This window comes from Shewanella sp. DW31 (assembly GCF_015767295.1).
Classification (GTDB): Bacteria; Pseudomonadota; Gammaproteobacteria; order Enterobacterales; family Shewanellaceae; genus Shewanella; species Shewanella oncorhynchi.
On the sequence record NZ_JADWMP020000014.1, the window covers coordinates 48030 to 71843 of the forward strand.

The following is a 23814-nucleotide window of genomic DNA, read 5'->3' on the forward strand; positions in this document are numbered from 1 at the left end:
GAATAGAATGTTTGATCAGACAACTAACACAGAAGTTCACCAGCTTACCGTTGGCAAAATCGAAACCGCAAACGGCACTATCAAGCCCCAGTTATTACGTGACGCCGTCAAGCGTGCCGTAACTAACTTCTTCGCACAGTTGGACGGTCAGGAAGCACAAGAAGTTTATGAAATGGTGCTAAGCGAAGTTGAAGCGCCTCTGCTTGACATCATCATGCAACACACTCGTGGCAACCAAACCCGCGCAGCAAACATGCTAGGTATCAACCGTGGTACTCTGCGTAAAAAATTGAAAAAATACGGCATGAATTAATCCGCAAGGATTAAGCTGTTGTATTGAAAAAGAAAAGGCCTGAAGAGATTCGGGCTTTTTTGCTTTCTGATACACCATTTTCTAATGTAAACCTTTCTAATGCGCGCCCTTCTTATGCACATAGTTACACAGTCACCATCATGCTTGGTTTGCCACGCCTCTCACACCAACTAAGACATCATTCACCAATACAATGCACTTAGCTGCTCTAGCGACCAAAATCAATAAATAATCCATACAGCCCATAGCACAACCTTGACACGAGCCATCGGGTTTTAAGTTATAATGAATTTAAAAATCAGTCTGTTAATTCTAAAACTTTTTAGCCGTAGGTTTTACATTGTCATTGAATCACTCTGAACAAGATATCAAACACAGTTGGTTTGGCCGTTTCTTTATTGGCAAAGCTGATGCGGTAAAACTCACCACGAGTGGTATTAGCATTAATCGCACTAAAGGCGGCTTTTTTGCTCACTCTCGCAGCGCTAACAAAGTAGAAGCTGACGAATGTTTTACCTGGCAACAGCTCGATTCCCCACCATTTTTTACCTTAAGTCCACTAGGTTATCTACTCGGTTTCACGGTATTAGGCAAAGCCTATCAACTGCCGTTTCTCAGCTATTTTGCACAACATCAATTTAGCTATCAAATCGCACAGTATTGGGCAAATGCCAATGGGCCGCGCGTTGCTGAGTTAATGGCGAAAGTGGATAAGACACTGACACACACTTATTTACGTGAATCACGTTTAGAAATGATACAAGCCAGAGTCGCGCGCGAATATCAGCGTTGGTTCCCTTGGTGTGAAAACCTGCCATTGTCTGCACATTTACACACAGTGTTAGCGAGACTTAAGCAAATCCACCGCTGGACTCGCGCCGATATAAAGCAACTGCGTGAAGATTATATTCAGTCGCAGCTCATTAAATTTGCTGACTATTTTGAGCATGTAGAATCTAATCCCTTAACCGAAAAACAGCGCCGAGCTTGTATTATCGATGATAACAATAACTTGTTATTAGCAGGCGCAGGCACGGGAAAGACCAGTGTGATGGTTGGTCGAGCAGGATATTTGCTTAAGAGTGGTCAAGCAAAAGCCGATGAAATATTGCTATTAGCCTATGGCCGTAAAGCGGCTGACGAGATGGATGAGCGGATTAAAAACAGGCTCGGTACGGATGATATCAAGGCGAGCACCTTCCACAGTTTAGGCTCAAAAATTATCGCCGACGTTGAGCGAGCAAAACCGAGTTTGTCCCCTTTAGCGGAGGATGACAAAGCCAAAGAGCTGTGGGTGCACAATACCCTTGAGACTTTGATTGAAGATGAGGCTTACCGTAAACAACTTTTCGAATATTTCAGCCGTTTCTATTATGTTGAAAAAAGCCCGTTCGAGTTCGATATGGAAGGCGAGTATTTTCAATACTTGAATGATAACGATATTCGCAGTCTTAAAGGTGAGCGAGTCAAAAGCTTTGGTGAGCTCTACATTGCCAACTGGCTATTTAGCAATGGCATCGAATATGTCTATGAAGCTAAGTACGAGCATGATGTGCGCAGTATTGATTTTCGTCAGTATCAACCCGATTTCTATCTACCCGAATACCAAATTTATCTTGAATACTATGGTATTGATGAACACCAGCATACCGCTCCTTATATCGATAACCAGAAATACTTGGAATCGATGGTATGGAAACGCCAGCTACATCAACAGCATGGCACTAAGTGTGTTGAGCTATTTTATTACCAACATAAAAAAGGTTTGTTAATCAGTAAGCTTGAGCAAGCTTTACAGGTCTTTAAAGTACAATATGCGCCCTTACCCGATGAAGCCATACTAGCAACCCTACATGAACTTGGCCGCGTGACCGAATTGGCAAAAATGTTTAGTCAGCTGATAGGGCTGTATAAAGCGGCTTGCCTTGATGAACATGGACTTGAGGGGGTATTTGCTCGCGCCGCCGATGCTCGGCAGACCCGCAAGGCATTCGAACTGCTTGAGCCCATAATCACGCGCTATGAGCAACATTTAGCAATAAATGGCGACATTGATTTTGAGGACATGATTGGCAAAGCGCTGACGTATCTGCAACGCGGGCAATTTATTAGCCCGTGGCGTTTCATTATGGTGGATGAGTTCCAAGATATTTCAGAACCACGTGCCCGCTTAGTACGTGCCTTGAGGGATTCCTGTGCGCCCCATTCTAAAGCGTTGGCGTCTTTATTTTGTGTCGGGGATGACTGGCAGGCAATTTATCGTTTTAGCGGTGCAGATGTAAGTTTAACCACGCAATTTAGCCAATATTTTGGCCCAACAGCCCAAAGCTACTTGGATCTGACTTTTAGGTTTAACAGTAGTATTGGGCAAGTTGCCACTCAGTTTGTCACCCAGAATCCCACGCAATTGAGGAAGGACATTCGCTCCCTCATGCAGGTCGCCTACCCTGCAGTCTCAATATTACGCCGCGGAGAAAACGAGCAGTCAAACCTAAATGAACCAAGCCCAAATGCACTGGAACAATCATTAATGGCCATTAGTGCAAGGATAAGCGCTAGAAGTGACAAACTTAACAGCGTGGCAAGCGTCTATTTACTGGCACGTTTTTGGTTTCAGCTACCCGATAAAACCCAAGTAAACCAACTCGAGGCTAAGTACCCTAACTTGAAAATCGAGTGCCAATCTTTTCATGCTTCGAAAGGGAAAGAAGCCGATTATGTGGTGATCATGGGGATGAAGACGGGAATGCATGGCTTCCCTTCAATGAAAGTCACTCCTCCGATACTAGATGCATTTTTACCAAAAACAGAAGCGTTTGAATTTGCAGAAGAACGTCGACTGTTTTATGTCGCGTTAACGCGGGCAAAACACCGCGCCTTTGTGATTGCCGATATGACAGACGTGAGCCCATTCGTCACCGAACTGCTTACAAAAGGCTACGCAATTGAACAAGATGAGTTCAGCACCTCTTTAGTACAAAGGTTATTTGAAGACATAAAATGCGTGCGTTGTAGCACGGGAACGCTTAAGCCTAGAACGGGAAAATTTAAATCGTTTTATTCCTGCTCACATTTTCCCCTTTGCGATCACAAGGAAGAAGGTTGTGAGCTCTGTGCTAGCCCAATGACCCGCACACGCTTTGCTGGCTTTAAGGTATGTTTGAATGAGAACTGTGGTCATATAGCGCCACTTTGTAGCCTCTGTGGTGGCGATATGCTGTTAAAGGATGGGCGATTTGGCCCCTTTTGGGCTTGCCGCAATTACCGCGGGCAAAACCTACCCAGCTGCATGAATATTCTAAACAAGGCCAAGTTGTCGCTCCCATGCGAGCGGCCCACAAAGCATGTGAGCTAGATGCAAGAATGCTCAACAAAAGCCTATAACAATGAGTCGCAACTCATTTTTATAGGCAGGGGATTTAAAGTAAAAAGAAGAAATAAACAACGAGGAAAAAGGAGCTGAGTGCGCCAATAACCACTGGGTAAATGAGATAAGCATCTTGCGCTCTGGCAGCACGAATAAAACATAAATGAGCCAGAAAATAATTATAGATAAAAATCATAATTGAAATCATCACACCATGACTAAAGCGTAATGTATTCATATTGAGTGCAACAATAATAAGCAATAGCCAATTCAGCAGAATAAGATACAGAAAGACCTTCTGTAATTTATCCGAGCCGTTTCGATGAAAAGATGCAGCCATTGCATATCCTATATTTTCGCCCGTAGTCTAATTGCATCAATCAAGTTCTGGACTTCAGCTTTATCACGATAAATCCAGCGAGCGCCTAAGAACTTCAATCGACCTTTAATCGTGTGTTCTCGAGTTACCTCACATAAGACTCGTGTTTGCTCAAGTTCAATATAGAATCTCCTCCCTACTGGCAGTGGTTCATTGCACAAAATCCCAACACCGCCAATGCTAATATCTTTTATATTTGCAGTTCCAATCGGCGTAATAACAAACCAGCGAGTTGTTGATAAATTTACTGTCAGGCCATCGCATGCAAATGCGAGTGGCGCTCTTTTATTTCTTCTCAGGCTAAATCTTTGATGAGTTCGACGATTATCAAATTCAATAATCTGATACTCAGGAGTCGCTTCAACTTCATCCTCAGAATGTACAAACTCTTCATACAGATTCATAGTCATCCCTAACAAATGAGAGCAGGTATTAACACTAGCGAGTGTTTGCTTGGCGCTTAATTTCGTTGATTGTAACGCCACTTGGGACTGTATCGATCGGAGCGCCAATCATGCCTCTTAATAACTGTTCAGCAGAGGAGGTTAAAATAAGCGCCTCAATCCGACGATTAGCCGCCGCCGCAGTATCCGAAGTAATGTAAGGAACCTGATCTGCCATCCCAGTAACTTGGATAACTTGGTCACGTTTAACCCCGCCACGCTCTAAAACTCTACGTGCTAATAGTGCTCTTTCACTCGATAATTCCCAATTGGTAAATAAATTGCCCGCATAAGGTGTTGAATCCGTATGACCCGAAATGACCATGCTGTTGGTGACATTTTTTAAAATCGGCCCTAAAGATAAAAGTAATTCTTCAAAATAGGGCTGCATCTGTGCACTGCCCCGCGTAAACATAAATTGATTCACATTATCGTGAATTAAGATGCGTATGCCTTGAGGCACAATTGTCACTGCAATATTTTCAGCCATGCTCGAGCTTTGCACGACTCGATTCAATTCTCTGGCGAGCACAGTTAATTGCGCCTGTGTGTCAAATTGCCCGGGGATGAGCGCACCTTCCTCTAATCCTTCAGACTCTGAACCTCTAGGCATAGAATTGGAAGGTATTATTGGAGGAGCAATAGACATATTGCCTTCTAAATCAATAATCGAAGATGACTGACTTAGCTCAAATGGATTCATTGGACCAGTGGGATTCATATCTCCACGTAAATACTGCACTATCATGGTTCGCTCTTTTTGATCAGCGATTTGCATGATCCACAGCACCATAAAGAGCGCCATCATAGCAAGCGTGAAATCAGCAAAAGCGACTTTCCACGCACCACCATGACCATGATTACGCTTTCCTCGCTTTCGCCGCTTGATAATAATCGGCTCATTTTTATGGAGCATTAGCTTCTCTGCCCTTCCATCCAACGTTCTAACTCGATAAATGAAGGACGATTTTCACTTTGTATTTGTTTCCGTCCCGCATCAATAGCCATCATTGGTGGTTTACCTTTTGAAAAGGTCACTAAAATAGCGGCTATGCACCGAAGCTGTGCCGATTTACGATCAACCAGATGTTCTAATGCCTTTGACATTGGGTCGAAGAAACAATAACACGCGAAAATACCAATAAATGTACCGACTAATGCCGCGGCAACTTTGACACCAATCATAGTAATTGGGCCATCAATATTAGACATAGTAATGATAATACCGAGTACAGCAGCTAGAATACCAAAGCCAGGCATAGCCTCACCCACTTTACTAAAAGCTTCCGATGGCCGTAATCTGTCCTCTTCTATACGATGAATTTCTTCTTCTAGGATATGCTCTAAGTCATGGGGAGATATTTTCCCAATAGATTGCACTCGTAAGTTATCAATTAAGAACTGTAAAACATTCGGGTGATTAAGCACGGCTGGGTACATTAGGAAAATAGAGCTTTGATGAGGATTTTCTAAATGCTCATCGAGCACTTTTAAGCCTTGAGATTGGATCTGAGCCATTAAAGTGCCCATCAAAGGAAATAGCTGCGGATATAATTCAGGATCTTCCTTGCCCTTATTAAATAATTCTTTTAACTGCTCAAGCATTTCTTTTAATACTGATTGTGGGTTAGCAATAATGAGCGCTCCAACTCCGGCCCCCATAATGATTAAAATTTCAGCAGGCTGCCATAATGCAGACAAAGCTCCACCCGCCCAAACATATCCACCAAACACAGAAGCTAAAATGATTAACAGCCCAACTAGTTTACTCATTACGATCTTCTCACTTTTAAACTTTAGCGCTGCAATATTGTTTTTAACTGTGAAATAGCTGATTTATGCAGCTGGCAAATACGCGTTTCAGTCAATCCCAATGCCATAGCTATCTCTTTTAAATTCAGCTCATGATGATAGTAAAGCGACAGAATTAGCTGTTCTCTTTCATTTAATTTTGAAATAACTTTGATCAAAGTTTGCTTCAGCATTAACCGCTCAACATCATTGCTTCTATCTACTGGATGATCACCGCCCAATAGCAACTCATCTAAGCTTTTCATCGACTCTGCTTGCGTCGAGTATAAACGTTCCCGATAATCCTCCGCGCTCAGCCCAAGCGCACTGGCCACTTCAAGATCGCTTGGTTCACGTCCCATCTCTCGACTCAAACGTCTCACCACGTCATTAAGCTCATGGGCCTGCTGTCGAACAGGTCTAGGACGCCAATCCTGCCGCCTCAGCTCATCGAGTATTGCACCGCGAATCCGTTGCCCAGCGAAGGAAATAAATCCATTATCCAGCTCGCCAGGATACCGACGTGATGACTCAAGCAAGGCCATCATGCCAATTTGCTCCATATCCTCGAGGGATAACATCACGCCGCAGTGACTGCGCATCTGCGAGACTATACGTTTGATTAATGGCAAGTATTGTCGAATAATCTGTTGTTCAGATTGACGCTCTTCGACTGGATAATCACAGGTTTGTTGATATGCGAGTTGGCCCGCTGCTGTCATGATAAGGCCTCTTACTGGATCACCATGCGAGTAAAGAGTACTTCATCAATATCTGAAGGTAATTGGTTATCTGACAGCACTTTAACCATCAATATCAACGCCTCTGATTGTAAACTGTCAAGCTGATCTAAGTGGTTCAACTGCTCAAATGTTTTACGTGAGAACATCTTCATCATAGCGTTTCGTATAAGTGGATCTGACTCCAGCAACACCGTTTTCATATTGGGATTACGGCTTTTTAATGACATTTCAAGCAGCATGTAATGGGGATACTTATCCCCAGGAATCGATATCACAAACTTTTCTAACGGGTAAAACTTGGCAACTGGTACAGGTTCGACTTCAGGTTCCGATGCAAAAAGCTCTGCTAGCTTCCAATCTCCACTACTTGTCCCAATCCAAAATGCACCTGCGGTCGAACTAATGAGCACAAGTAACGCTAAAATTACCTTTACTAAACGAGATTTTAAAATTGCCATGAAACGACTCCGGCACTTAAGCCAATAAATCTAATTGGGATTTCTCTCTCGCCATCACATCGACTACATTATCCGTTGTAGTTTCAGCCGCTATCGACGAGGAGAATAATGCAGTTTCCTGTTGATGCTGTTGCGATTCTCCTTGGCCAATATCAACATCAATTTGACCGCCATGATCCATTGCTAAATCCACTCTCAAACGATCTAAACCATTGAGTAATGCATCTCGAATTGCCGGATTTACTGCATGCATTTGCACCTGTAAACGATCGCCCTCTAAACGAATATTGAGCTCAATCTTGCCGAGTTCTGGCGGATCTAACCTTAATTCGGCTTTCTTAATATGTTGATCGACTTGGAAACGAAGATGCTCTCTTAAGGGAGTAAGGATCTCCTGAGAGTGCTGTGCTAAAGAAGCCATGGGAGTGAGAGATACAGGGCCCCATTGAGTAACACTTGCAGCCTGCGTACCCGCAACCTGCTGAGATCCTATCGCATTAATATCTTTAACTTCATGCCCCCTAAGTTCTGCCAACACACGCTGAAACACTGACGAGTCAGATTTCAAATGGTCAAGATTCGCAGAGAAAGGTGCCAGCGTTGAATCCTGCATAAATGCGCCGCTCATTTTCAAGGGTTCACCACTCATACCCGCAGGCTGAGTCCGGCTTCCTGTAAGAGCCATAGATGAGGTCATCCCTGAGCTAAATAGGGTTCCTCTTTGATCTGTGGCTGAAAGCCCAATTAAAGACGCAGGAGTTCGACCTATCGGATCCGCTTTAACCGTTTCTGCGGGAAAAATCACAGGAACAAACGGCGCTACAGCAGTCGGTGAAACGAGACTAGCCTGAGGCGTGGCGGCTAAGCCATCTTGAATAATAGGCACTGAGTTAATCTCAGTATTTAACAGTGGCTGAGACAATACTGGTACAACAGGAACAAAAGATACTGAGTCAGATAAATTGCTATTAACATATTGATTTGAAAGAGTATCAGTATCTCTTTCTAAAGTATGTTCGGCATTCTGAGTCCACAGAGTTCCCTCTAACGGGAGAGGTGCTGCAGACAATCCGACTGGCAACCCCAACAGGGTAAATGACTCTGATTTATCTTGATCAACTGCACTTGCCACTTTAGTCGTCAAGCTGGTATTTGTGCCAACAGGACGAGTTGAAAGAAGATCAGAGATCATCCAAAGCTCCACTTACTTGTGTTAATTGATAGGCGGCTAAACCTGGTTGTTGCGCCTTAAAGCGGCCCATTTCAGCGGCTAATTCATCACGAGCCAAGATCAACTCTTGTAGCACTTGGGAATGAACCCGCTTTAATTCTGCACGTGCTAATTTCTGCTCAATATCATGAGCCTCACCAGCCTGTTGCAGTGCTTTAATCAAAGCGATGTTCACTTTTCGGACGCTTTCCCAATCCTGAGCATCTGCATATTGGCGTAAAGCATTCGCAAAACGCGCCCACTGCTTAATTGAGATTTGTCCATCCTTCTCTGACATTAGTAATCACCTGAGTCACTGGAACTAGCGCTTCAGCACTGTTTTCGACACTGGCGCTGACAAGCTGACGGCTACAAAAGTCATAGAGACGATGTAAACTCACGGCAACCTCACCACCATTTTCAAGGTCAAGCATAGAGTCCAAGCCATGCACGATATTAAGGCACTTATGGATACTCATTCCTTTCGCCTCAAACCTTTGGTATTCCATATGGCCAGCGGTCCGCTCTAGTTCTTCCAATAAACCATCAAGTAACATACGCACCATGTCATGGGTTGTTGCTGCCGCTACTTGTGCATCTAAAGCGGTTTGCTTGTAGGCATTAAATGGATCGTACTCATTTAACATTTTTTACTGCTTCCTATGAAAACAACTGACTTGCGGAATTAAACTGATTAATGGTGGATTCCATTGCCGTAAACTGGGTTAAATAAATCTGATACTTTTGATTCATTTGATAATCATGGCGCGCCATACTGTCATTCACACTTTTAATCTGCTTATTTAGCGCTTCCTGCTTTTGATCGATATAGCCATTAAACTGTGTAAAAGGTTTTAGGGTCTTTTCTATGCTTTTGATATAACTGTCAGGACCAGTAAACATGGCTTGTACTTTTTCTGGATCACTTTTAAAGCTATCAGTCAGCTTGGCATCATCAATTTTTAGTTTTCCGTCTCGTCCAATCTCAATCCCGATATCAGACAAACGCATGCCATTAGCAGCCGTTGCAAATACAGAATCACGTAATTTAGACTGGAGAAGGCGAATAGAGGTATCCCCCTTCAACACTCCAATTTGCGCTTCACTCACTGCAGTGGTTTTGTCTTCCTTATCTTTATCGGCAGAGCCAGAATCAGAGGTTTTAACGCCCATAGAACGAGTTAATTGATTAATTTGCGTCATTAAAGAATTAAATGAATCGACAAAATCCTTAACCGCTTTCTTATTCGCTTCAAAATCGTCTGTGACTTTAATCATGCTGCTTTCACCAGCCGCATGCACCTTGACTAATTCGAGGCTGACACCATCAACAACATTTTCTAGATAGTTACTACTGCTGGTAATACTGATACCGTTTAATGTGAGTTCCGCATCTTGTGCTGCACGACGTTCTGTCATGCCCCAATCGGCACCGTTAAACTCTACCTTCACTTGATTCGCGACACCCGATTCCTTTGAAGACAGCATAAATTCGATTTGGTTACCTGTGCGCACTAATGACGCTTGTACACCAGGATTACCCACTTGTTTATTGATCACATCGCGTAACTGAGACACAGAAATAGCCGCACCGCCATTAACCGTTGCCAAATCAATTTCCATACGCTTAGTCGGATCACTACCGACTTGAATACTGATAATACCCGACGTTGGCAACAATTCACTTTCAGAGGAATAGGCTTTAGTCAGTTGATGCGCTTGCGCAAGTTTATGCACGCTCAAATCATAGTTGCCCTTAGGCGCATCAGATTTAACTGTAGCGGTCGCATTCTCGCCCGTAACCGTAGCAATTTTGCCTTTAGCTGCATCGCCACCCATTTCACTCAGCTTAGTGGCCATCTTCTTCATATTATTTTCGAGCAACGTATAAGCATCTAACTGTGTTTTGCTGGCAGTTAGCTTGCCTTTGTAAAGCGTATCTTTACCTGCGCGGTCTGCGCCAATCAGTTGCTGAGCAAATTGTGCTGCATTCATACCTGAAATCATGACTACCTCCACTCGTTCTAGAGCAAAACGCATGCCAAAAACAAGCTACTGTTTTTAAATGAATTAAAATAATTAACTGGCCCAAACACAGCTAAATACTTCCGCATGAACACTTAAACAGGAAAACCATCTTCCACTTTGTGTTATCGAAAATTACCCCCTAAAACATGAACCTTATAGGTTTCAATCTCGGGTTTAGCGACTATCGACCAATACATAAACCGTGGCTAAAATAAAAATGCCAGTCAGCGCAACTAACTGGCATTTTAGCCGTGACCAATGACATCACTTGCCCAATAACATTAACGCAATAGACCCATGACTAAACCCGTATTCTGGTTAGCTGAAGACAGTACCGTTGTACCCGCCTGAACTAATAATTGATTACGTGTCATATTGGCAGATTCAACCGCGAAATCGGCATCCATAATACGGCCGGCAGCGGCTTTAGTATTTTCAGTTACGCTGGCAAGGTTAGCCGCAGTATGGCCAAGACGGTTAATGTTGGCACCTAAGGTTGAACGTTCTGTCCCCACTTTAGCCAAGAAGGTATCAACAGCCCCGATAGCCGTATTGGCGGCTGCAGAAGTCAACAAATCACCAGTAACTGTCTTATCAATAGCACCTAAGGTAACTGACATTTGCTCTGCTCCATCCGAGCCAATCTGAAAGGTCACACCTTTGACGAGTACACCATCAGTAGCATCTTTAAATAAGTTATTACCCGCATAGGTTGTATTTTCTACAATACGGGTAATTTCTGCATTTAATTGCTTAAATTCATCATCCAACGCTTTTAAATCTGCTGTAGAGTTAACGCCGTTTGATGCTTGAGTCGCCAATTCTTTCTGGCGGTTAGCAATGGTCGTTAATTCTTCTAACGCACCATCAGCGGTTTGCAGCATAGAGGTCGCATCAGAAATATTGCGTGAGGCCGTTTCCATGCCCTTTACGTTAGCGCTCATGCGGTTAGCAATTTGCAAACCCGCTGCATCATCAGATGCGCTATTGATACGTAAACCCGTCGACAGACGCTCCATAGCATTAGTTAATAGATTATTACTTTTATTAACAGCACCTTGTGCAACAATTGACGCGTAATTAGTGTGAACACCTAACATATCAGCTCTCCTAGAAAAAACAGTTATCTTGGCTATGCCTGAATCCCGGTATAGCTCCATAACTAAGTAAGGCGACAGCAACAGCGCAAAACTAAAACTTATTTAAAAATAGATGGGATCACCTCTATAAAAACAGACTTAAATGGCATCCACAAAACGCCATAAAAAATGCCAGTAAGCTAAGCTTACTGGCACTTAAAACTAACTCAACTCGGCGTAATTAACGCAGTAGCCCCATCACTAAACCTGTATTTTGGTTAGCAGAAGACAGTACCGTTGTACCCGCTTGAACTAATAATTGATTGCGGGTCATATTGGCAGATTCAACCGCGAAATCGGCATCCATAATACGTCCAGCGGCGGCTTTGGTATTTTCAGTCACACTGGCAAGGTTAGCTGCAGTATGTCCAAGACGGTTAATGTTGGCGCCTAGTGTAGAACGTTCTGTACCGACTGCTGCGATGAAAGTATCAACAAGGGCAATTGCCGCATTCGCGCCAGTAGTTAAATCACCAGCAGCCAGCGCTGCATCATCTATGGCTGTTGTTGTAACAACCAATTTTTCACCCGTTCCGGCACCAATTTGGAAGGTAACACCAGCCTCCAACTTGGTGAATAAGTTATTACCGGCATAAGTTGTATTATCGAGAATACGGGTAATTTCGGTGTTTAATTGAGTAAACTCATCATTCAGAGCCGTTAAATCATCAGCAGAGTTCACACCGTTTGCCGCTTGAGTGGCGAGTTCTTTCTGACGATTAGCAATGGTCGTTAATTCTTCTAACGCACCATCTGCAGTTTGTAGCATAGAGGTCGCATCAGAAATATTACGTGAAGCGGTTTCCATACCTTTAACGTTAGCGCTCATGCGGTTAGCTATTTGCAAACCAGCGGCATCATCAGATGCGCTATTGATACGTAAACCTGTCGATAAACGCTCCATTGCATTAGTCAATAGGTTATTGCTTTTGTTAACAGCACCTTGAGCAACAATTGAAGCGTAATTAGTGTGAACACCTAACATATGTAGTTCTCCATTAAATAACGAGCATTTGGGTTAGACCTGAGTTCAGGCATAACTAACTAAAGCGACTACACAAGCCCACAACTAAAATCGATATTTAAAAAATAGAGTGTATAGCACTGTAAAAACTAGACTGAAATGGCATGCACACCATAAAAAAATGCCAGCAAGCTAAGCTTACTGGCATTAAAACTAACACTGACTAATTGAATAACATTAGCGCAGTAACCCCATCACTAAACCCGTATTTTGGTTAGCTGAAGACAGTACCGTTGTACCTGCTTGAACTAATAATTGATTGCGGGTCATATTGGCAGATTCAACCGCAAAGTCGGCATCCATAATACGGCCTGCAGCGGCTTTAGTGTTTTCGGTAACGCTCGCTAAGTTAGCGGCAGTATGGCCAAGACGGTTAATGTTGGCACCTAAGGTAGAACGCTCAGTACCCACTGCGGCTAAGAAGGTATCCACAAGGGCAATCGCAGCATTGGCGGTACCACCTGTTAAAGTACCTGCGACAGTTTTAGGAATTGCGCCTAATTTAACATCCATTGTTTCCGTTGTTCCGGCGCCAATTTGAAATTTCACGCCCGTACCAGAGGTCAATACACCAGTATCGAATAATTTATTACCGGCATAAGTGGTATTTTCTACAATACGCGTTATTTCGGCGTTCAATTGCGTGAACTCATCATTTAATGCCGTTAAATCAGCCGCAGAGTTAACGCCGTTAGAGGCTTGAGTAGCCAATTCTTTCTGGCGATTAGCAATGGTCGTTAATTCTTCTAATGCACCATCAGCGGTTTGTAGCATAGAGGTCGCATCAGAAATATTGCGAGAAGCCGTTTCCATACCTTTTACGTTAGCGCTCATGCGGTTAGCAATTTGCAGACCAGCAGCATCATCAGATGCACTATTAATACGTAAACCCGTCGACAAACGCTCCATAGCATTAGTTAAAAGGTTATTGCTTTTATTTACAGCACCCTGCGCAACGATTGAAGCGTAATTAGTATGAACACCTAACATAGTAGTTCTCCAGAAAATAACGATTGTTTTGGTTAGGCCTGAATCCAGGCATAACTAATTAAGGCGACATGAAAAGCTCTTCACTGAAGCCAAATAGCTTATTTTCAAAAATTAAATAATCACACTTAGGATTCGCTTCAAAAATTAGAGCAGCAGAGCGCTAACCTGTTCGCGGTTCGTATTTCCCTGCGCCATCAAAGATGTTACTTGATAGGCAAAAGGATAGGGTTGCATAAATTTATGCAAATGCTGGAGTTCAAATTTGGGCTGACTAGATGCGGTCAATTGCTTAACCTTCACCAGTAGTAAACGGTGGGATGCTTTAATATCATCAATTTGCACTGTGACTTTTTTATCTACCTTTGACACTTTAGCCAATGTCATTTTTAACTTTTCAGTATCCGTAAAATTCCATTCACGGGGATCCTGCCAACTAAATTTCTCTTCTAATGGTATATTCCTCGGCTCACCCGCGGGCAATCTTTGCCCTTCGCCAACCATTAAAATCGCCCCATTGAGCTTCATCCAAGTCTCATGCTGTACAGTAAACACTGTGTCATTGGTCGATAAGCGGTCGATACTTATCCCAATCGAAGCTAAAACAGGCTCTATGATATCTTGTAGCTCTAAGCGATTTTTATTGGCAGGCAAAAGCAAATGCAATGTTTGCTTCTCTGTAAAAAGCGTAATCCGCTCATCGCGGTTCTTAGGTGATGTGAGATCGACTCGTCGGAACCTAAAAAAATGCAATGCCGCAGGCTGGGATGCTGAAATCAAATTCAAGTGATGATCGAGTAAACGCTTTCCTTGGTAATAAGGCCTAATCTCGATTAATTGTCTTCGACATTCCTCCGCTTTGTGTAATGCATCTTCAACAACTGTGTTTTTACTGAACAAGCAGGTTTGTAGCTGTTTGTTTAGTTGACTTAGGATACTTTTGGCAGAAATCAAGCTCTGTAACACCACTTGCGATGCACTAATATTATGTTGCTCTTGAGTCACCTTGGCCCAACGTCCATAGGCTTCCAATCTATGCTTAGGTATGGGCCTCGCTTTCGGTGCACTGCGGGGCACACCTGATATCGGAGCAACATAATGAGACGTTACCGTCTGACTTTGACGTAACTGACTAAGTGACTCACCTATCCCTTTGATCATTTAACTTATTACCTACATATGATTGAAAAGGGACAGCTGGCTTATCTGTACAAAAGTTTGCTGGGTAATTTTTAATGCGGTTAATTTGACATTGAACTCGGCAGTGGCAGCGGCATAATCGAGCTCCTGCGTTTCACCTATCACTTGTTTACTAAACAACACCATTTCTTCATGGGAGCTTTTAACTAACGCGAGATTATTTTGCTTGCCACCGAAATCGGTAATAGCTGCACCTATGCTATCTAAGGTTTCACTTAACGCTGTTTGTATTCCACTCGCAGCCGCACTAAAAGCAGGATCGCTTGGTGATAAGCTTGGATCATTTAATACGTTAATGTAGTCCATTGCTTGATTCAAAATATCTTGACCAGCATTGGAGAACAAGACTTTTTCGGCGGTGACATTAGCCGTAGTCCATGAAGAGCTAGACGTTTGTACCGTTCTCTCGCTAGTATCACCTTGGTAGACGTATCTCCCAGCAGCATCCTTAACTACCGCAGCTTTCTCAATCGCATTACCCGAAAAGAGATAATTACCCGACTCATCAGTGGCGTTAATATTATCCACTAACCCCTTTAAGAGTTCTTCCATTTCAGAAGCATAGGATGCTCTATCTTCTTTCGAGAGATTTGAGCTATTAGTGGCGATACTGATTTCCTTCATCCGCTGCTGCGTCTCAACCATACTCGATAAATAGGTTTCAGCACGGCTCATATTGGTACTTAAGGAATCGATATTTTTAATGTATTGCTGTACTAGTGCTAAATCGCGTTGGTTATCCATTACCCGAACAACACCAATAGGATCATCCGAAGGCGATAGTATTGAAACACCTTTAGAGAGCATTTGATTCAAACGTGCCACATCATAGGTCGTGTTCTGCAAACTGTTTAAATTGTTAGTGTATAAATTTTGCATTGTTACACGCATGAATAAAGTCCTTAAAAGCTACTAAGCATAGTTTGAAACAGTTGATCTGCGGTGGAAATCACCTTCGCATTCGCCATATATGACTGCTGATAGATGATCAAATTAATCCCTTCTTCATCGGGATTTACACCACTGGTACTCGCCCATTGGGACTGCGCATCTTTTTGCAAATCTACACTGGTTTTAGCAAATGAAATCGCTTGGCGAGAAGCAGAACCTAACTGGCCAACCTTACTGGAAAAGGATTCCGCTAAGCTTGTATTACTGCCAAGGCTAGTAAAACTCAGCTCTTTATTCGCTAGCTGTACTAAAGCTTTTAAATTTGCGTTATCGCCTTGGGTGCCATCTTTACCAAAGGCAAGTTTATCAGGCGTAAAACCGGCCGTTAGAGATAAGCTTCCTCCTGGGTTATTAGCTTGATAAGTAAATAAATCCTGTGACGGTGTCGCACCATTTAAGTCAGTGCCAGAAGCAAGAATAGAATTAAACTCTGTCGCTAACATGACCGCTAATTCATCTATGTACTGTTGCGAATCTGCGAGCTGCACATCACGGTACGTAAGCAAGGCACCTAAACTGCCACCAGCGGTTTCATCAACATTAAACTGGCTAGCACCAAATTGGATAGTCACCAAATCGTTCTTAGGATTGGTGGGATCGGGATTACTCGTTAACTTAGCGGCAGTATTTCCCGTCAATAGCGGCTCACCTCGTGCCAGCGAGATATTGACCATGCCTTGGCTATCTTCAACAACCCGAATATCTAAAATCGCAGCTAAGTCATCAATCGCAGCATCTCGACTATCTTGCAGTGCAGGGGGAATCGTTCCTGTCACACTCGCCGCCTGAATGTCGCGGTTGAAACTGGCAATAATATTTAGTTGTGAGTTGATCTCTTTTACGGATGAACCAAGCTGTCCATTGATCTGATTACGTTGCGAATCAATATTGTCGTTGATTGCATTCACTCTTTGGGCAACGGCTTTAGCCTCATTAAGTACACCTTGTCGATAGGCAATGAGATTAGGTTGTTCCATAGATGAATTTAGGGCGGCGAATAATTGATCTAGGCCTTTGGAGATATTATTCCCTTCGGCACCAAATACTTGTTCAGCCTGACGCAAATAACTACTTTGCACTTTAGAAAAACCAACAGCACTCGTGGTTTGCCATAACTGCGCAACTTCGTATTGATCAGAGATCCGTCTAACACCATCAACAAACACGCCCGCGCCGGAGCCATAAGCACCGCCACCAACCGAACTTAACATCACCTGCTGACGTGAATAGCCTGCAACCATAGCATTAGCAACGTTATTTGAGGTTGCATTCAATGCGGCCATGCTTGCCAATAAGCCAGACTTACCAATGTTCAACATGCTCATTTAAAATCCTTCACAACGGGCCGCATAATAAGTGCAGGCTGCATCGCTGTTGTTGTCATCTGTTGAGGATCAAAGGCGACCGGATCTTTCTCAGACTGCAATGAACGTGATAGCTGCTTAGTCATCACGTCAGCCAAGCCCATACCATTGACTTGGCTTAAACGACTTGCCAATTCCGCATCATGTAAATCTTGATACAGACCATTATTGCTTTTGGAAGTTAAAGGATTATCTTCATCGGCCATAGCGTCGGTGGCTGAGCGCATTTGCTTAAGTACCGTTTGCAGGAACTGCGCCTCAAATTGTTGACTGACTAATTTAAGTGCACCTTGCTCGCCATTCGCCTTAATCAAATCATCGGCATTCAGCTTATTTAAGTAACCGCCCGTATTTTCAACTTTCATTAAATCACCACCAAATCAGCTTCTAAAGAGCCCGCTTCCGCCAAAGCTTCTAGAATTGCCATCAAGTCCATTGGTGTCGCACCTAAGCTATTTACGGCACGCACGATTTCTTCAATTGCTGTGCCCTCGGGCCAAACAAACATACGTTTGTTACCTTGTTCGACCAATACTTGGCTATCATTCGTCACCACGGTTTCCCCTGCGGCATTACCAAGATAAGCGCCATTAGGCTGGCTCACATTTTCCCGCTCAACAATAGTCACTGTCAGATTGCCATGGCTCACAGCGGCTTTACGAACCACAACATCTCCCCCTAATACCACTGTCCCCGTACGGCTATTAAACACGATTCGAGGTGAACGTCGGCCTTGGTCAATCTTGAGTTCTTCAAGCATTGACATAAAAGTCACACGCTCTCGATTCGACTTAGGCGCGTGTATCAGGACCTTGGCATGATCTTGCGCACGCGCGACATCAGGTCCAAATAGTTCGTTAACAGCCCGTTCGATATTTCGGGCAGTTTTAAAGTTGGGATCCTTAAGGTTTAATATAATGTCTTCATTATCACTAAAGTTACTTTTGATTGGCGCCTCAAGTAAGGCACCATTGGGGATAGTGCCAACAGTTGGCACATTCACAGTCACAGATGATCCATTACGACCGGCGGCAGAAATACCGCCAACAACTAAGTTGCCCTGCGCTACCGCGTAAACCTCACCATCGACAGCCCTAAGAGGCGTCATTAATAAGGTTCCGCCCTGAAGACTTTTTGCATCACCAAGGGATGAAACCGTCACATCTAAGGATTGTCCTGGGCTCGCCAGAGAAGTAATAGTCGCATGCACAGCAACGGCGGCGACGTTCTTTAACTTAGGATCGGTTTTATCATCAATCTGTACACCAAACTGCTTAAGCATATTGACGACAGATTGACTGGTAAATTTAACTTGAGAGCGGTCACCCGTCCCATTTAACCCGACGACTAAGCCATAACCCACGAGTTGGTTATCACGCAGACCTTGCACATCGACAATATCCATCAAGTAGCGGCTTTGCTCTTCCGCTTGCAGTGTACCAGTAGCCAAAAGTAACAATAATAAACAACGTAGCATCAAAATATCCTTTGCTAGAGCGGGAACCATGGACTATTGAAATAGCGAGAAGCCCATCCCATAGCATTACTGTCAGCAATAGCGCCTTGACCACCATAGATGATTCGGGCATCGGCAATACGTTGCGACGATATCGTATTGTCATTACCTATATCATCAGCACGTATAATGCCAAGTAAGCGTAAATACTCATCGCCCTGATTCAATCGCAGCCATTTTTCACCACGTATCAACAAGGTACCATTAGGTAAAACCTTAGAAACAGTCACAGTGATTGAACCTGATAACTGGTTTTGCTGTGTACTTGAGCCTGCACCATTAAACCCTCTCGAAAAAGAGGTCTTACCGTCAGCATTGGCCGTTTTATCACCAATATTGCCCGCAAGTCCCATACCCATATCTTGTTCTTTGTTGGTCTTGGTATCCGCTTTCTTACTCGAATAGGTTTTTTCATCTAACGCGACGGTTAAAATATCGCCCTCACGGAAAGCACGTTTATCCTTAAAAAGTGTCAACATGAAACCGGGACGATAAAGACTGCCATCCTTTGCATCTGGCAGGCTGTAGTCAATCTCAGGCGGTGCCCACTCTTTAGTGCCAGGTTTAGTCTCCTTATCTGGAATATGCGACATACAACCCGATAACAGTGCAAACCATAAAAACCATAACCAACGCATGATTGCCTCTCTAAACCGATTGATTGAGGAACTTGAGCATATCGTCTGAGGCTGACACAACTTTGGCATTCATCTCATATGCTCTCTGCGTGGAAATCATTTCGACCATTTCCTCCACCACGTTGACGTTTGCGCCCTCTAGCGCCCCCTGTCTTAAAGCACCTAAAGCTTGATCACCCGCCACACCTTCAACCGCCACACCCGATGCAGCAGTTTCACGGTAAAGGTTGTCACCTCGAGCTTCTAACCCTGCTGGATTAGTAAAGTTAACAAGCGTGATTTGACCTAAATCTTGAGGTTCAGCTTCACCCGCCATTTTCGCTGTGACTACACCATCGTTAGCAATGGTAACGGTTAGCGCATCTTCAGGGATCACGATATTGGGCACTAAAGGTAAACCTTGTGACGTGACCATCATGCCTTCGCTGCTGCGATAAAACTGACCGTCACGAGTATAAGCAAGATCGCCATTTGGCTCTTCTACTTGGAAAAAACCATGACCTTCGATCGCTAAATCCAACTGCTGACTGGTATTTTGCATATCCCCAGTAGTGAATATTTTTTGAGTACCAACGACTCTCGTTCCTGCACCTAATTGCAGACCCGATGGCAGATTATTCAGTGCATCAACCTGTCCACCTGGCTGACGTTGAACCTGATAAAACAGATCATTAAACGCAACACGGTCACGCTTAAAACCTGTGGTATTCACGTTTGCCAAGTTGTTGGCAATCGCAGTCATTTTCGTATCTTGTGCTGTTAGGCCGGTTTTACTTACCCATAACGCTGATTGCATACCAATAATCCTTAAACATTGCCCAGCAGACGATTACCAGCCTCGGCCAGCTTTTCTGCACTTTTCATTAACTTAACTTGAATCTCAAATTGACGACTCAAATCCATAGATGCAATAAGCTCTGACACGGCCTGCACGTTACTCGACTCAAGGAAGCCACTATCCACTAACACACCTTCATCTTGTGGCACTGCTTGGCCATCACGACGATAGAGCAACCCATCTTGCCCTTTTTGCATTAAGGCAAAGTCAGGATTCACTAGCTTTAATCGACCCACTTCCTCAATGATCCCGCCTTCTGAGGGTAAAACACTGACGGTGCCGTCTTCACCCACAAAGACATCTTTATACTCAGGCAGCGCTATCGGCCCATCAACGCCTAGTACAGGTCGGCCATCGATAGTCAGTTGCCCCTCGGCATTTGTCTCGATTGCGCCCGAACGGGTGTATGCTTCAACACCGTCAACAGCCACACTGAACAAGCCACGATCGCGGATCGCTAAATCCAATGAACGGCCCGTAGGATTGATCACCCCACTTTGCTGGCTAAAACCACTACTCTCAGTCTGTGCCATAACCCTTGTGTTCAAACTATTACCTTGAACAGCTAAAGGCACAGCATTAACGCGCTCAAGGTCGGCTTTAAATCCTGCAGTTTCAGCGTTAGCCAAGTTATTCGCGCGAATACTTTGCGCCTCAAGAATACGAACTGCACCACTGGCGGCGGTATAAAGCATCTTCTCCATGTCAGTGTCTCTTCTTAAATGGCATTAAGTAATGCTTGTTGCATAGTCGAGTTCACATCGAGAACTTTGGCGTTAGATTGATAATTACGTTGTGCCGACATGAGGTTAACCATTTCAGCGGTCGTATCCACATTCGAGCCCTCTAAATACCCCCCCGTTACAGTGCCCATAGTTCCTGTAGATGGCGCCCCCATAATCGCTTGCCCAGCGGTATTTGTAGCCACCCAAGCATTGTTACTCACGGCCGATAAACCGTTAGGATTACTAAAGTTTGCGAGGACGACCTGACCCTGTAATTGATCTTGGCCGTTAGTATAAGTGCCATACAACATGCCATTGTCATCCAGACGAACGCCTTTCAATTCACCCGAGGTGTAACCATCTTGAGATAAGCTGGAGTTGTTATATTTGGCGGCATACTGAGTGCTTTTATCAAAATTGATATCAAATTTAAGCGGTGATGCCCCATTACCCAATGTAAGGTCGAAGGTATCCTTTGTTGTAGTTGGATCTAAAATGCCTTTTGAATCAAATTTTAATGTTGTTTGGTCTGGCAGAAGAGTCCCATCCAGAGTGTAATTAATCGTCCACTCATTCGGCGCTGTTTTTACATAATACTGAGTCACCACATGCTCAGTACCCAAAGAGTCGTAGACACTGGTGGTACCAATAGAGTGATAACTATCAATATTTTTAGGATCAAATGGCACGGCTGGGACAGCTGGGGGAATAACATCGACTCTCGCATCGAGATTTGAAACCATGCTGACATTCGTTGTGGCTTTGGCCGCTAAAGAAGCCGTTTGTACCTGTAAATCACCCGCATTACCAGTTTGCAATCTTCCCGTCGCATTCACAGAATATCCCTGTAAACGATTACCGACTGGATCGGTTATAAAGCCTTGATTGTCCTTATGGAACATCCCTGCTCTAGCATACATGGCGCCGCCATCATTCCCCTTGAGAACAAAAAAGCCTTCGCCTTGGATCCCCATATCAAGCTGACGACCGGTATAAGTTAAGCTGCCACCTTTAGAGAAGTTTTGGCTCGTTGACATCACGCCAACGCCACCCGCCTGACCACCATTATAAATTGATGCAAATTCACTACGGCCACCGCGAAACCCACTCGTTGATGCGTTAGCAATGTTATTACTGATAGTGTTGAGGTCTTGAGTCGTCGCCTGTAAACCACTTAAAGCTATGTTAAATGACATCTTAATATCCTATAAAAATAATTTACGAAACTTCAGAAATATTGAGCACAGAAACAACCCCAACACCATGGCCCATTTCAGCCATCATCATGCCGGATGCACTGGAGAAATGGATTCTCTCGATCGGTGCCTTAATATACGTTGGCGCAACTAAACTATTTTCACCTAGTGTCGCCTTAGCTTTGATTTCATATTGGCCTGCAGACAACCCCAGCTCAGCTGGATCGATAGAGAACCGAACATCACCAACATCCTGAGCACCGAGTTGAATAGTGCTAACGACCTGACCTTGTGCATCGATAATTTCAAGGTCTAAGCCTTCAGCGGCATTTTCTAAATACACTTTGCCTTCAACTGCTTCACCATCGAGCTGAAACTCAGACACAGGCACCATGGCATTCTTACCAATCAAAGATGCCGACTGTACTATGCCCAAATTTTCCATCATGACCATTTGGCTTGATTGATTCTTCCGCATTCCCTCTAAGCTTTCGACCTGCGAAAACTGCGCTAATTGAGAGATATACTCAGCACTGTTAAGCGGTTTAGTGGGATCTTGATTCTTGATTTGCGCGATCATTAAGGTCATAAATTCATTCTTTAATGACGCAGCATCATTCCCTGGTGCCGCTAATGCACCAGCAGGATTCTGAATCGAGTTGTTACCAGAGCGAGCCAATTCCATTGCTATTTATTCCCTAGTTGCAATAAACCTTGCTGCATAGAACGCGCACGATTCATGATTTCAACACTGGTTTCAAATGAACGACTTGCCGCCATCATGTCAGCCATTTCTTCAATCGTGTTCACATTAGAGTAGGCAACATAACCTTGTTCATTGGCAAAGGGATGATTCGGCTCATAACGCATATCCAATGGGGCATCCGCTTGGACTATGTCGCTCACTTCAATCGAAGCACCAATCGCACCTTGTTGAGTCGCATCGTAAATAGTCGCAAATACGGGTTTTAATGCTCGATAGGCCGACTCAGGGTTTTCGGCGGCAGTTCCAGCGTTAGCTAAGTTACTCGCGACCGTATTTAAACGTATGGTCTGAGCATTCATGCCAGCACCCGCTATTTGATAAATATCGCCAAATGACATACAGGCTCCTAACGACCTTCAATAGCAGACTTTAGACCGGCTATTTTCATGTTTAAAAATGTCAAACTCGTTTGATAATCCATCGCATTCTGTGAATATCTTGCCTGTTCCTTACCGAGTTCCACGGTATTATCATCGGCAGAATTTTGATAAGGCATGCGATAAGCGAGGTTGTACTCTTGATTCATCTGCATGCCTGCTTCAACTTGCTTCATGGCCGCTTTGAAATCCAAATCTCTCGCTTTGTACCCCGGAGTTTCGGCATTGATTAAATTACTCGCTAATACCTTGCTTCTCTCCACTCTAAAATCGAGTGTCTGAGGATGTATTCCTAATGCTTTATCAAGGTTGATAGCCATCTCAACTCCTAGTACTGTATGCGTAATTAATTTAGATGGTC

27 protein-coding genes are annotated in these 23814 nt (G+C 43.8%); 2 read left to right on the top strand and 25 right to left on the bottom strand.

The window, feature by feature from the left end; genetic code table 11:
* The first annotated feature begins 7 nt into the window (after positions 1–7).
* Positions 8–313, top strand: coding sequence for a DNA-binding transcriptional regulator Fis (gene fis, locus GWI56_RS12875; protein WP_006083371.1), 306 nt, complete (start codon positions 8–10; stop codon positions 311–313).
* A 340-nt stretch (positions 314–653) separates the two neighbouring features.
* On the top strand, positions 654–3668 hold the full coding sequence (locus GWI56_RS12880) for a UvrD-helicase domain-containing protein (protein ID WP_198573109.1): 3015 nt from the start codon (positions 654–656) through the stop codon (positions 3666–3668).
* A gap of 64 nt (positions 3669–3732) precedes the next feature.
* Here GWI56_RS12880 and GWI56_RS12885 read toward each other — a convergent pair whose 3' ends face one another.
* The 25 genes from GWI56_RS12885 to flgB all read right to left on the bottom strand — a co-directional run bounded on the left by GWI56_RS12885 (position 3733) and on the right by flgB (position 23773).
* The gene (locus tag GWI56_RS12885) at positions 3733–4020 is read right to left on the bottom strand and encodes a hypothetical protein (protein WP_113940804.1); all 288 of its coding nucleotides are present in this window, start codon (positions 4018–4020) and stop codon (positions 3733–3735) included.
* An 8-nt stretch (positions 4021–4028) separates the two neighbouring features.
* Positions 4029–4463 (bottom strand): pilus assembly protein PilZ, encoded by a 435-nt coding sequence (locus tag GWI56_RS12890; protein WP_113940805.1) that lies wholly within the window; start codon positions 4461–4463, stop codon positions 4029–4031.
* Between the two features lie 34 nt (positions 4464–4497).
* Entirely contained in the window at positions 4498–5418 is a 921-nt protein-coding gene (locus GWI56_RS12895) for a flagellar motor protein MotB (RefSeq protein WP_168825863.1), read from the bottom strand.
* On the bottom strand, positions 5418–6275 hold the full coding sequence (motA, locus tag GWI56_RS12900) for a flagellar motor stator protein MotA (protein WP_113940807.1): 858 nt from the start codon (positions 6273–6275) through the stop codon (positions 5418–5420). Before motA ends, GWI56_RS12895 begins: the two co-directional genes overlap by 1 nt.
* Positions 6276–6298: 23 nt before the next feature.
* Entirely contained in the window at positions 6299–7015 is a 717-nt protein-coding gene (locus tag GWI56_RS12905; RefSeq protein ID WP_113940808.1) for an RNA polymerase sigma factor FliA, read from the bottom strand.
* Positions 7016–7026: 11 nt separating this feature from the next.
* Positions 7027–7494 (bottom strand): flagellar basal body-associated FliL family protein, encoded by a 468-nt coding sequence (locus GWI56_RS12910; protein WP_198573110.1) that lies wholly within the window; start codon positions 7492–7494, stop codon positions 7027–7029.
* Between the two features lie 16 nt (positions 7495–7510).
* Positions 7511–8686 carry a flagellar hook-length control protein FliK gene (locus tag GWI56_RS12915; RefSeq protein WP_198573111.1) on the bottom strand — a complete coding sequence of 392 codons (1176 nt, stop codon included), beginning with the start codon at positions 8684–8686 and terminating at the stop codon, positions 7511–7513.
* Positions 8676–9002 carry a hypothetical protein gene (locus GWI56_RS12920; RefSeq protein WP_113940811.1) on the bottom strand — a complete coding sequence of 109 codons (327 nt, stop codon included), beginning with the start codon at positions 9000–9002 and terminating at the stop codon, positions 8676–8678. The genes GWI56_RS12915 and GWI56_RS12920 overlap by 11 nt, the downstream gene beginning before the upstream one ends.
* Complete coding sequence (fliS, locus tag GWI56_RS12925; RefSeq protein WP_113940812.1) at positions 8971–9351, bottom strand: flagellar export chaperone FliS; 381 nt, start codon at positions 9349–9351, stop codon at positions 8971–8973. Before fliS ends, GWI56_RS12920 begins: the two co-directional genes overlap by 32 nt.
* A gap of 13 nt (positions 9352–9364) precedes the next feature.
* On the bottom strand, positions 9365–10711 hold the full coding sequence (fliD, locus tag GWI56_RS12930) for a flagellar filament capping protein FliD (RefSeq protein ID WP_198573112.1): 1347 nt from the start codon (positions 10709–10711) through the stop codon (positions 9365–9367).
* A gap of 302 nt (positions 10712–11013) precedes the next feature.
* Positions 11014–11832: a flagellin gene (locus GWI56_RS12935; protein ID WP_113940814.1), complete on the bottom strand. Its 819-nt coding sequence runs from the start codon at positions 11830–11832 to the stop codon at positions 11014–11016.
* 220 nt (positions 11833–12052) lie between these two features.
* Positions 12053–12856, bottom strand: a complete 804-nt coding sequence (locus tag GWI56_RS12940; RefSeq protein WP_113940815.1) for a flagellin — start codon at positions 12854–12856, stop codon at positions 12053–12055.
* 216 nt (positions 12857–13072) lie between these two features.
* Positions 13073–13885 carry a flagellin gene (locus tag GWI56_RS12945; RefSeq protein WP_006083386.1) on the bottom strand — a complete coding sequence of 271 codons (813 nt, stop codon included), beginning with the start codon at positions 13883–13885 and terminating at the stop codon, positions 13073–13075.
* Between the two features lie 144 nt (positions 13886–14029).
* Positions 14030–15043, bottom strand: a complete 1014-nt coding sequence (locus GWI56_RS12950) for a hypothetical protein (RefSeq protein ID WP_198573113.1) — start codon at positions 15041–15043, stop codon at positions 14030–14032.
* 12 nt (positions 15044–15055) lie between these two features.
* A complete protein-coding gene (flgL, locus tag GWI56_RS12955; protein ID WP_198573114.1) occupies positions 15056–15973 on the bottom strand; it encodes a flagellar hook-associated protein FlgL in 918 nt (305 codons plus the stop codon).
* An 11-nt stretch (positions 15974–15984) separates the two neighbouring features.
* Complete coding sequence (gene flgK / locus GWI56_RS12960; RefSeq protein WP_113940818.1) at positions 15985–17358, bottom strand: flagellar hook-associated protein FlgK; 1374 nt, start codon at positions 17356–17358, stop codon at positions 15985–15987.
* Positions 17355–17762: a rod-binding protein gene (locus tag GWI56_RS12965; RefSeq protein ID WP_198573115.1), complete on the bottom strand. Its 408-nt coding sequence runs from the start codon at positions 17760–17762 to the stop codon at positions 17355–17357. The genes flgK and GWI56_RS12965 overlap by 4 nt, the downstream gene beginning before the upstream one ends.
* On the bottom strand, positions 17762–18874 hold the full coding sequence (locus GWI56_RS12970) for a flagellar basal body P-ring protein FlgI (protein ID WP_113940820.1): 1113 nt from the start codon (positions 18872–18874) through the stop codon (positions 17762–17764). The genes GWI56_RS12965 and GWI56_RS12970 overlap by 1 nt, the downstream gene beginning before the upstream one ends.
* A gap of 14 nt (positions 18875–18888) precedes the next feature.
* On the bottom strand, positions 18889–19551 hold the full coding sequence (gene flgH / locus GWI56_RS12975) for a flagellar basal body L-ring protein FlgH (RefSeq protein ID WP_113940821.1): 663 nt from the start codon (positions 19549–19551) through the stop codon (positions 18889–18891).
* 10 nt (positions 19552–19561) lie between these two features.
* A complete protein-coding gene (gene flgG, locus GWI56_RS12980) occupies positions 19562–20347 on the bottom strand; it encodes a flagellar basal-body rod protein FlgG (RefSeq protein WP_006083393.1) in 786 nt (261 codons plus the stop codon).
* Positions 20348–20358: 11 nt separating this feature from the next.
* Entirely contained in the window at positions 20359–21093 is a 735-nt protein-coding gene (locus GWI56_RS12985) for a flagellar basal body rod protein FlgF (protein WP_198573116.1), read from the bottom strand.
* Positions 21094–21107: 14 nt separating this feature from the next.
* Positions 21108–22310: a flagellar hook protein FlgE gene (gene flgE, locus GWI56_RS12990; protein ID WP_198573117.1), complete on the bottom strand. Its 1203-nt coding sequence runs from the start codon at positions 22308–22310 to the stop codon at positions 21108–21110.
* 22 nt (positions 22311–22332) lie between these two features.
* The gene (locus GWI56_RS12995) at positions 22333–22995 is read right to left on the bottom strand and encodes a flagellar hook capping FlgD N-terminal domain-containing protein (protein WP_113940824.1); all 663 of its coding nucleotides are present in this window, start codon (positions 22993–22995) and stop codon (positions 22333–22335) included.
* A gap of 2 nt (positions 22996–22997) precedes the next feature.
* Entirely contained in the window at positions 22998–23414 is a 417-nt protein-coding gene (gene flgC, locus GWI56_RS13000; RefSeq protein WP_113940825.1) for a flagellar basal body rod protein FlgC, read from the bottom strand.
* An 8-nt stretch (positions 23415–23422) separates the two neighbouring features.
* Entirely contained in the window at positions 23423–23773 is a 351-nt protein-coding gene (flgB, locus tag GWI56_RS13005; RefSeq protein WP_168825885.1) for a flagellar basal body rod protein FlgB, read from the bottom strand.
* Positions 23774–23814 lie beyond the last annotated feature (41 nt).

Coding starts and splice junctions, on each gene's coding strand:
- GWI56_RS12985 (WP_198573116.1), bottom strand. CDS start 21,093: ATGGAGAAGATGCTTTATACCGCCGCCAGTGGTGCAGTTCGTATTCTT.
- GWI56_RS12970 (WP_113940820.1), bottom strand. CDS start 18,874: ATGCTACGTTGTTTATTATTGTTACTTTTGGCTACTGGTACACTGCAA.
- fis (WP_006083371.1), top strand. CDS start 8: ATGTTTGATCAGACAACTAACACAGAAGTTCACCAGCTTACCGTTGGC.
- flgL (WP_198573114.1), bottom strand. CDS start 15,973: ATGCGTGTAACAATGCAAAATTTATACACTAACAATTTAAACAGTTTG.
- GWI56_RS12940 (WP_113940815.1), bottom strand. CDS start 12,856: ATGTTAGGTGTTCACACTAATTACGCTTCAATTGTTGCTCAAGGTGCT.
- GWI56_RS12920 (WP_113940811.1), bottom strand. CDS start 9,002: ATGTCAGAGAAGGATGGACAAATCTCAATTAAGCAGTGGGCGCGTTTT.
- flgG (WP_006083393.1), bottom strand. CDS start 20,347: ATGCAATCAGCGTTATGGGTAAGTAAAACCGGCCTAACAGCACAAGAT.
- GWI56_RS12915 (WP_198573111.1), bottom strand. CDS start 8,686: ATGATCTCTGATCTTCTTTCAACTCGTCCTGTTGGCACAAATACCAGC.
- GWI56_RS12995 (WP_113940824.1), bottom strand. CDS start 22,995: ATGGAATTGGCTCGCTCTGGTAACAACTCGATTCAGAATCCTGCTGGT.
- fliD (WP_198573112.1), bottom strand. CDS start 10,711: ATGATTTCAGGTATGAATGCAGCACAATTTGCTCAGCAACTGATTGGC.
- GWI56_RS12950 (WP_198573113.1), bottom strand. CDS start 15,043: ATGATCAAAGGGATAGGTGAGTCACTTAGTCAGTTACGTCAAAGTCAG.
- GWI56_RS12890 (WP_113940805.1), bottom strand. CDS start 4,463: ATGAATCTGTATGAAGAGTTTGTACATTCTGAGGATGAAGTTGAAGCG.
- flgK (WP_113940818.1), bottom strand. CDS start 17,358: ATGAGCATGTTGAACATTGGTAAGTCTGGCTTATTGGCAAGCATGGCC.
- GWI56_RS12905 (WP_113940808.1), bottom strand. CDS start 7,015: ATGACAGCAGCGGGCCAACTCGCATATCAACAAACCTGTGATTATCCA.
- fliS (WP_113940812.1), bottom strand. CDS start 9,351: ATGTTAAATGAGTACGATCCATTTAATGCCTACAAGCAAACCGCTTTA.
- flgH (WP_113940821.1), bottom strand. CDS start 19,551: ATGCGTTGGTTATGGTTTTTATGGTTTGCACTGTTATCGGGTTGTATG.
- GWI56_RS12965 (WP_198573115.1), bottom strand. CDS start 17,762: ATGAAAGTTGAAAATACGGGCGGTTACTTAAATAAGCTGAATGCCGAT.
- flgB (WP_168825885.1), bottom strand. CDS start 23,773: ATGGCTATCAACCTTGATAAAGCATTAGGAATACATCCTCAGACACTC.
- GWI56_RS12945 (WP_006083386.1), bottom strand. CDS start 13,885: ATGTTAGGTGTTCATACTAATTACGCTTCAATCGTTGCGCAGGGTGCT.
- GWI56_RS12935 (WP_113940814.1), bottom strand. CDS start 11,832: ATGTTAGGTGTTCACACTAATTACGCGTCAATTGTTGCACAAGGTGCT.
- GWI56_RS12910 (WP_198573110.1), bottom strand. CDS start 7,494: ATGGCAATTTTAAAATCTCGTTTAGTAAAGGTAATTTTAGCGTTACTT.
- flgC (WP_113940825.1), bottom strand. CDS start 23,414: ATGTCATTTGGCGATATTTATCAAATAGCGGGTGCTGGCATGAATGCT.
- flgE (WP_198573117.1), bottom strand. CDS start 22,310: ATGTCATTTAACATAGCTTTAAGTGGTTTACAGGCGACGACTCAAGAC.
- motA (WP_113940807.1), bottom strand. CDS start 6,275: ATGAGTAAACTAGTTGGGCTGTTAATCATTTTAGCTTCTGTGTTTGGT.
- GWI56_RS12885 (WP_113940804.1), bottom strand. CDS start 4,020: ATGGCTGCATCTTTTCATCGAAACGGCTCGGATAAATTACAGAAGGTC.
- GWI56_RS12895 (WP_168825863.1), bottom strand. CDS start 5,418: ATGCTCCATAAAAATGAGCCGATTATTATCAAGCGGCGAAAGCGAGGA.